General features: G+C 66.3%; 8 protein-coding genes and 1 pseudogene. 7 read left to right on the forward strand and 2 right to left on the reverse strand.

Annotation, left to right across the window (positions count from 1 at the left end; translation table 11 throughout):
* Window positions 1-36 precede the first annotated feature (36 nt).
* From P8Y64_12730 to P8Y64_12760, 7 genes are all read left to right on the forward strand, one after another.
* Window positions 37-789 (forward strand): hypothetical protein, encoded by a 753-nt coding sequence (locus tag P8Y64_12730; protein MEJ2061331.1) that lies wholly within the window; start codon window positions 37-39, stop codon window positions 787-789.
* 18 nt (window positions 790-807) lie between these two features.
* On the forward strand, window positions 808-1,470 hold the full coding sequence (locus tag P8Y64_12735; protein MEJ2061332.1) for a class I SAM-dependent methyltransferase: 663 nt from the start codon (window positions 808-810) through the stop codon (window positions 1,468-1,470).
* A 75-nt stretch (window positions 1,471-1,545) separates the two neighbouring features.
* Window positions 1,546-3,024 (forward strand): glycosyltransferase family 39 protein, encoded by a 1,479-nt coding sequence (locus P8Y64_12740; protein ID MEJ2061333.1) that lies wholly within the window; start codon window positions 1,546-1,548, stop codon window positions 3,022-3,024.
* The gene (locus P8Y64_12745) at window positions 3,021-3,929 is read left to right on the forward strand and encodes a lysylphosphatidylglycerol synthase transmembrane domain-containing protein (GenBank protein ID MEJ2061334.1); all 909 of its coding nucleotides are present in this window, start codon (window positions 3,021-3,023) and stop codon (window positions 3,927-3,929) included. The genes P8Y64_12740 and P8Y64_12745 overlap by 4 nt, the downstream gene beginning before the upstream one ends.
* Before the next feature lie 16 nt (window positions 3,930-3,945).
* Window positions 3,946-5,175, forward strand: coding sequence for a glycosyltransferase family 9 protein (locus P8Y64_12750; protein ID MEJ2061335.1), 1,230 nt, complete (start codon window positions 3,946-3,948; stop codon window positions 5,173-5,175).
* Between the two features lie 58 nt (window positions 5,176-5,233).
* Window positions 5,234-5,650, forward strand: a complete 417-nt coding sequence (gene dksA, locus P8Y64_12755; GenBank protein MEJ2061336.1) for an RNA polymerase-binding protein DksA — start codon at window positions 5,234-5,236, stop codon at window positions 5,648-5,650.
* A gap of 21 nt (window positions 5,651-5,671) precedes the next feature.
* On the forward strand, window positions 5,672-6,478 hold the full coding sequence (locus tag P8Y64_12760; GenBank protein MEJ2061337.1) for a phosphatase PAP2 family protein: 807 nt from the start codon (window positions 5,672-5,674) through the stop codon (window positions 6,476-6,478).
* A gap of 10 nt (window positions 6,479-6,488) precedes the next feature.
* Here the strand turns inward: P8Y64_12760 and P8Y64_12765 are convergent, their stop codons facing one another.
* A complete protein-coding gene (locus tag P8Y64_12765; GenBank protein MEJ2061338.1) occupies window positions 6,489-7,514 on the reverse strand; it encodes a DUF2207 domain-containing protein in 1,026 nt (341 codons plus the stop codon).
* 55 nt (window positions 7,515-7,569) lie between these two features.
* A pseudogene (locus P8Y64_12770) lies at window positions 7,570-7,854 on the reverse strand (DUF2207 domain-containing protein).
* Window positions 7,855-7,910 lie beyond the last annotated feature (56 nt).

Consider the following 7,910-nt stretch of genomic DNA (forward strand, 5'->3'; position numbering starts at 1 on the left):
ATCCCGTCAAACCGTACCACCTGGGGGGAGTGTGTCATGAGTCCAGCGGATCCCGAAGAGTTCGATCCCAACGCCACGAGAATCTACGTGCCGCCGACCGGAAAAACGCTGGAAGACGGGGTCAGCGGCAACTACGACTTCAATATCGGGGATGTCCTTGCCGAGGGCTGGCGGCGCACCAAGGGTATGAAAGGTTCGTTCTGGGCGGCGGGCGCATTGTTCTTCCTGGTCATGATCGCGGTGACCCTGTTGCTGACCGGCGCCATGGCCGTGCTCGGCGTGCCGCAGGAAGGTCTGCTCGGTCAGTTCATCGTGCAGCTGGTAATGACCGTCGTGGTCTACCCCTTCATGGCCGGTTTTCTGATGATGGGCATTCGCCGTTCCGTGGACCTGCCGATCTCGATGGACACGGCCTTCGGTTATTTCGGCTTCGCCGTGCCGGTCATCGTTGCGGCCATCCTGATGTCGGTGCTGACCACGGTCGGGTTTATGCTGCTGGTCCTGCCGGGGATTTATCTGTCCATCGCCTACATGCTGGCCGTGCCGCTGATCGTGGAAAAAGGGCTGGGGCCGTGGCGTGCCATGGAGTCCTCGCGCCGCGCCATCACCAAGCACTGGTTCAAGGTGTTTTTCCTGATGATCGCCATGAGCATCATTCTGCTCATCAGCATGATTCCCTTCGGTCTCGGCCTGATCTGGACCTACCCCATGATGGTGACGGTGATGGGCGTGCTGTACCGCGAAGTGTTCGGCGTGGAAGACGCACTGATGGCGCAGGCCCTCGCCTGATCCGCCCGGCAGCATCTCATGTCCGTACGCACCCTCACCATGACCGACCCGCTGTACGACTATTTGCTGCGGGTCTCGGTGCGGGAGCCGGAACTGCTGGCCCGATTGCGCGCCGAAACCGCGGAACTGCCCGAGGCGCGTATGCAGATCTCGCCCGAGCAGGGTCAGTTCATGGGCCTGCTGGTGGAGCTGCTCGGCGTGCGCCGGGCGGTGGAGGTGGGCACCTTCACCGGCTACAGCGCCCTGTGCATGGCGCAGGCCATGCCGGCCGACGGCCGCCTGGTGTGCTGCGACGTGAGCCGGCGCTGGACCGACATCGCACGCCGTTACTGGCGCGAGGCGGGCCTGGATGATCGCATCGAGCTGCACCGCGCACCCGCCATCGAGACCCTGGACAGGCTGCTCGCCGAGGGCGGGGCGGGGCGGTTCGACTTCGCCTTTATCGACGCCGACAAGGCTGGCTACCTGGACTATTACGAACGTTGTCTGACCCTGGTGCGGCGCGGCGGCCTGGTCGCCCTGGACAACACCCTGTGGGGCGGATCGGTCGCCGACCCCGAAGACCGGAGCGAGGATACCCGGGCGATCCGCGAGCTGAACGAGCAGCTTTACGGTGACGAGCGGGTCACGCTGTCCCTGCTGCCGATCGGCGACGGCCTCACCCTGGCGCGCAAGCGCTAGTCCAAGCGGTAGACAATTTCAGGCCTGCACGGGGAGTGGGGTACAATCCTCCGCTTTTCATCGCCCACATCCCAAGTGTCCGCGCCATCCCGCCCATCCCTGACGCCGCAAACCGCGCTCTGGCTCCTGCTGGGCGGCGTTACGCTGCTGCATCTGCTGGTGATGGGGCGTTTCGAGCTCACCGAGGACGCCGCGCATTACGCCCTGTACGGCCTTAAGCCCGCGCTGAGCTATTTCGATCATCCGCCCATGATCGGCTGGATGCAGGCGCTGGTGGTGCCGCTCTCTCAGAGCGAGTTCGCCCTGCGGCTCTGGCCGGTCATCCTGTCGGTCGCCGCCGGTCTGGTGCTGTACCGGCTCGCCAACACCCTGTTCAGCGAGCGGGCGCCCTGGGTGGGCGTGGTGGCGGTGGCCGTCATGCAGTCCGGGATCATGTTCAACCTGATGGGTATGAGCATGCTGCCGGACGACCCGTTGCTGGTGTTCTTCCTGGCCTCGGGCCTGTTCCTGTACCGGGCGGTGGTCGGCGGCGACCTGCGTGCCTGGCTGTGGGTCGGCATCTGCTTCGGCCTGGCCGGGCTGTCCAAGTACACCGCGGTGACGCTGGTCGTCAGCGCTCTGTGGCTGCTGTTCAGCGAGCGCGCCTGGCGCCAGCTCGCCACCCCCTGGCCCTGGCTGGGCGTGGCCGTCGCCGCGGTGCTGATCTCGCCGGTGCTGATCTGGAACGCGCAGCACGACTGGATGTCGATCGCGTATCAGCTGGGCCACGGCCTGCCGGAGCGGCACTGGTCCTTCGCCCGCTTCGGCCTCGCCCTGGCGGCCCAGGTGGTGGCCTACGCCCCGGGAATGTTTCTGTTCGGCCTGCTGGCCCTGATCGCCGCGTTTCGTAACTGGCGCGATCCGGCGCAGCGCTTCGTGGTCATTCTCGCCCTGCCGGTGTTCTTGCTCATTGGCTGGGGCGCCGGACTCAAGACCTCGCTGCCGCACTGGACGGCGGTGGGGTGGGCGGCGCTCAGCGTACTCATCGCCTACTGGCTGATGGGCGCCTGGCGCGCCCGGCCGGTGCGGATATTTACCTGGGTATCGGTGCTGTATTCGGTGGCCGTGCTGGGGGTGCTGTACTCTGCGCTGGTCGTGCCGTGGCTGCCCTACAAGGAAAACCACTATCCGCTCGCCGACATCACGGGCTGGCGCGCCGCGGCGCAACGCGCGGCGGCACTGCGCGAAACCATGAGCGCCACGCCCGGCCCGGCGCCGGTGCTGTTCGTGCCCAACTGGTCGCTGGCCAGCCATCTGGCCTGGTACGCGCGGCCCCTGACGGTGCAGGATGTGACCCCGCGCCGGGACCAGATCAGCCTGTGGTTCGGGCAGCCGCAACCGGGCGCGCGCGGCATACTCGTCGTGCCCCATGATTTCCACACCAGGCCGGACAAGATGGGACTGAACCGTTTCGCCCGCTGCGAGCCCGCGGGCAGCCTGCCGATCGAGGTCGGCGGGCGCACCGCGACCACCTACTGGTTCTACCGCTGCGAAGGTTACGGAGGCGGCGCATGATGAAGACCGTGCTGCGCCTGCTGATCACGCTGCTGGTATTCGCGCTGATCCTGCGCTCCGTCAACCTGAGCAACCTCGCCGATACCTTGAAGCAGATCGAGGCGGGGCCGCTGGTGCTTGCCGTGCTGCTGCAGTTCGCCAGCACGGTGCTGGCCGCCCTGCGCTGGCGCCTGGTCATGCAGCGGCTGGAATTCGGGCAGGACACCTGGTTCTACGTGAAGAGCTACTTCAAGGGCATGTTCTTCAATCAGGGGCTGCCGACCAGCATCGGCGGCGACGCCATCCGCGTGCTCGACGTCGCGCGCCAGGGATTCCGCAAACGCGAGTCCTTTTACGGCGTGGCCTCGGACCGCATCATCGGCCTGGCGGCGCTGCTGCTGCTTAACCTGCTGGCCAGCCTGGCGCTGCCGCACACGTTGCCCAAGCAGGTCTTCGTGCCCATCGCGCTGCTGGTGGGCGCCGGCCTGATCGGTTTCGGCGCGCTGTTCTTCTTCCGCCGCCTGCACTGGTTTTCGCGCTGGCCGGTGATGAACCTGCTGCCCATCCTGTCCGAGCGCATGCACCGCATTTTCCATGCGCCGGGCGCCAGCGTGGTGATCGTGCTGCTGTCGCTGGTGATTCACCTGCTGGCGGTGCTGTCGATCTACTGCATCGGTCTCAGCGTCGACCTGCCCTACGGGCCGCTGACCTACCTGGTCATCGTGCCGCCGGTGATCCTGCTCACCATCGTGCCGGTATCGCTGGCCGGGTGGGGCGTGCGCGAGGGTGGTATGGTAGGCCTCTTTGCCCTGATCGGCGCCGCCAAGGCGGCCGTGCTGACGATGTCGATCGTCTACGGGCTCATTCTGATTCTGGTCAGTCTGCCGGGCCTGGTCGTGTACCTGACCGGCAAGCATCACCTGTGAGGGAGGACGCAAGGCGATGAAGGTCGATACGATGCGCCGCATCGACTATCTCGCGGGCATTCCGCTGTGTTGGCTGGCGACCTGGCTGGTGCGCCTGCTCGATCTGTTCTCCGCGCGCGGCGCCGACCGGCCGATCCGGCGCGCGCTGTTCGTCGAGCTGTCGGAAATGGGCAGCGCCGTGCTGGTCGATCCGGCCATGCGCAAGCTGGCGCGCGAGACCGGCGCGGAGCTCTACTTCGTCATCTTCAAGAAAAACGCGCCCAGCCTGCGCCTGCTCGGCACCGTGCCGGAGGCCAACGTCTACACCATCCGCGAGGACAGCCTCTGGCACCTGGCCTGGGATACGCTGCGCTTTTTCTGGTGGACGCGGCGCACCGGCATCGACACGGTTTACGACCTGGAGTTGTTTTCGCGCTATAGCGCGCTGCTCACCGGCCTGTCGGGGGCACGCAGGCGCATCGGCTTTCACGCCTACCATAACGAGGGGCTGTACCGCGGCGCCATGCTCACCCACCGTGTCTGGTACAACCCGCACCTGCACATCTCGCGCGTGTTCGTCGCGCTGGTCAACGCCGGGCTGGCCGAAAAACCCGAGCTGCCGTATTCGAAAACCCTGGTCACCGACGACGAGGTGCAGCTCGCCCGGGCGGCGGTCGAGCCCGCGCAGCAGGAGGCGGTGCGTGAACGCATCCGCGCGCTGTATCCAGAATACGACCCCGCCGCGCACCGGCTGGTGCTGATCAATCCCAACGCCAGCGATCTGCTGCCCCAGCGGCGCTGGATGCCGGACCGCTACGTGGCCCTGATGCAGCGCATTCTGGAACAGTACGACGACACGCTGGTGCTCATCACCGGCGCCCCGGCCGAGCAGGCCCAGGCCGAGAGCCTGCGCGAGCAGGTCGGACATCCGCGCTGCGTGAATTTCGCGGGCCAGGTCGGCTTCCTGGAACTGGTGCCGCTGTACAGCATTGCCGCCCTGATGGTCAGCAACGACTCCGGGCCGGGGCATTTCGCCGCGGTCACCGACCTGCCCACGTTCGTGATCTTCGGTCCCGAAACGCCGGCCCTGTACGGGCCGCTCGGCAACACCACGCCGATCTACGCGGGACTCGCCTGCTCGCCCTGCGTCAGCGCGGCCAACCATCGCAAGACCGCCTGTACGGACAATGTCTGCCTCAAGGTCATCGACGTGGGCCGGGTGTTCGACACCATCCGGCCCGTGTTGTCCAAAGGTGCCGCGGATTGATTCATTGCCGCAAAAGGCTTATGAATATCCGATGAACAGGGCTAAGGGGAAACGTGCTATGCCCAATGATGCACTGCCGGAAGGCTATCAACCCAGCGAAGACGAGGAATACATGAATCCCCGTCAGCTGGCCTATTTTCGCAACAAGCTCCTGCACTGGCGCGAAGCGCTGCTGTCGGAGTCCGAGGAAACCATCCGCAATCTGCGCGAGGAAGACTGGCGCGAACCGGATGAGAACGACCGCGCCACGCACGAAGAAGAGGCCGCGCTCGAACTGCGCACCCGCGACCGCTACCGCAAACTGATCTCCAAGATCGATGCGGCCCTGAAGCGCATCGAGACGGGGGAATACGGCTACTGCGAAGAGACCGGTGCGCCGATCGGCATCAAGCGTCTGGAGGCCCGGCCCATCGCCACCCTGACGATCGAAGCCCAGGAACAGCACGAAAGGCACGAAGCCCATTTCTCGACCTGACACCCAGTGCATGGACGCCTGATGCAGGAGCACGTACGCGAATCCTTTTTCACCGCCCGCCGCTGGACCGGTGAACACACCTGGGCCTTTGCGCCCCCCGTCCTGCTCGTCGCCGCCTACGTCATCGTCTGGTTCGGCGGCTACAACGTTTCCCTGTTCTATTGGCTCAATGGCTTAAGCCGTTATACCGGCGACAGCCTGTGGGCCGGCCTCACTCTGTTCGGCGACGCCCTGGTGGTGTTCACGCTGGTGCTGCCCTTCGCGCGGCGGGCGCCGCGGCTCGTGTGGGCGGTGTTCATCACCGCCGTCATCGCCGCGCTCTGGCTGAGAGGCCTCAAGTTCGGCATCGACATGCCACGCCCGGCGGCCATTCTGCCCCCGCACAGCATGCACGTCATCGGCCAGCATCTGACCAGGCATTCCTTTCCTTCCGGGCATGCGACGACCATTTTCGCCCTGGCGGCGATCGTGGTCTTTTCGGTGCGCCACGGCGGGCTGCGGGCCCTGTGCCTCCTGCTCGCCACCCTGGTGGCGTTCTCCCGCTGCGTGGTCGGCGCGCACTGGCCGGTGGACGTCCTGATGGGGGCCGCCGGCGGCTGGCTGAGCGGCGTGGGCGGCATGGCGCTGGCTCAGCGCTGGGCCGGGGCGTTCAAGGCCTGGCTGCACGACATCCTCACGGCCATTCTGTTCGGCTGCGCCTTCGCCCTGTATTTCGCCTACCTTGGCTACCCCTCCGTGCACTGGCTGCAGTCCCTGCTCGCCAGCCTGAGCCTGCTGGGTGGGGCTATCGCCCTGGTTCAGCCCCTCAAGGCTGCGCTGAACAAATAGCGTCCGGCGCTTACCAGCCGCCGCCACCCCCGCCGCCGCCACCGCCGCCCGAGGAGCCCCCGCTGCTGAAACCGGAACCGCCGCTGCCACTGCTGGCAGGCGTGGCGGCGCTGGCGATGGCGCCGCTGAGCGCACCGCTGAAGGCGCTGAAATTCGCGGTGTTGAAATGGGTGCCGTGATACCAGGTCGGGGTGTAGTCGGCGGGTACGGCCTGGCCCACGCGGCGCATCTCGGCGGCGAAACGCTCGCCCCAGGCGTTCTCCACGTCCAGGGCCACCGCGTAGGGCAGATAGGCCTCGTAGGTGGCCGCATCCACCCGCGGCGCACCGGCGAGCTTGAGTTCCTGGCCCTCGGCGACGCTGAGGTACAGGCGAAAACCCTCGATCTCGTCCAGCAGACGTTGTCCGGCCCGCGTCGGCGCTTTCATCAGGTGGTAGAACAATATGGTCAGCGCCAGGGCGGCGGCCAGCACGGCGGTGGTCTGCCAGCCGAGCTGCAGCGCCAGCAGGCCGAGTCCGATCAGTTCGGCGAGCAGGAATGGAAGGGCGAACGCGGTGCTGACCAGGGCCGAGAACATCAGGCCGACGAAACTGGCGGCCCCCCCTATGGAATGTCCCGCGCGGCGCAGCGCGAGGCCGACACGGCCCCAGTTGCCGAGTACACCGTTGATCAGGGCATAGGCGCCGATGCTCCACAGCCCCACCCACAGGCTCAGAAAGCCGGTCATGGCCTTGTGAAATATCTGCTGCTGGGTCAGCGCTGCGGCCGCCCAGGTCGCGATCAGCAAGATGATGGCGGGAACCAGATAGCCGCGGTTGAGCCGGAAGTAGGCGCCTTCGTACTCGGCCTTGAGCACGTGTTTGTGCGCTTCGCGGGTATTGTAGATGGTGCTCTGCATGGCACGGCTGAGGGTGATCTCGCCGAACGCCAGCAGCTTGCGGTACACCGTCTCCTCGCCGCGCAGGAGTTTGCCCTTGTGCTTGTCCAGGCTTTGCAATACGTAGCGTCCGCTCGAGGCGTCCTCGCTGATGTCCACGTACGATGAGATACACCAGCAGCAACCCGCCGCCACCCAGGGCGACGGCCAGCGGCAGGTTGTCGCGCAGCCACCACAACCTTTCACGGGTCCGGGTGGGTGAGGCGACATAGCCCTTGGGCCAGCCGACCACGATGGTCAGCCCGGCATGGCGGGGCAGGGACGCCGTGGTGACAAAGTCCGCCGTGCTGTCGCCCTTGCCGGCCCGGTACTGCGTGCCGCGGTCGCCCTGGTAGCCGGTGTAGGCCTTTACCTGCAGGTCGGCGGCGGGAATGCCGCCCGGCAGGTGCACGGTGGCCGAGGCATGGTCGATGGGAAAGTCCCAGCCCGTACCGGTCACGTTCCAGTACAGCTCGTCGTGATCCTTGAAGAAGCCCAACTGGCGGTCGGTGCGGT

This window comes from Gammaproteobacteria bacterium (assembly GCA_037388465.1).
Taxonomy (GTDB): Bacteria; Pseudomonadota; Gammaproteobacteria; order SpSt-1174; family SpSt-1174; genus JARRKE01.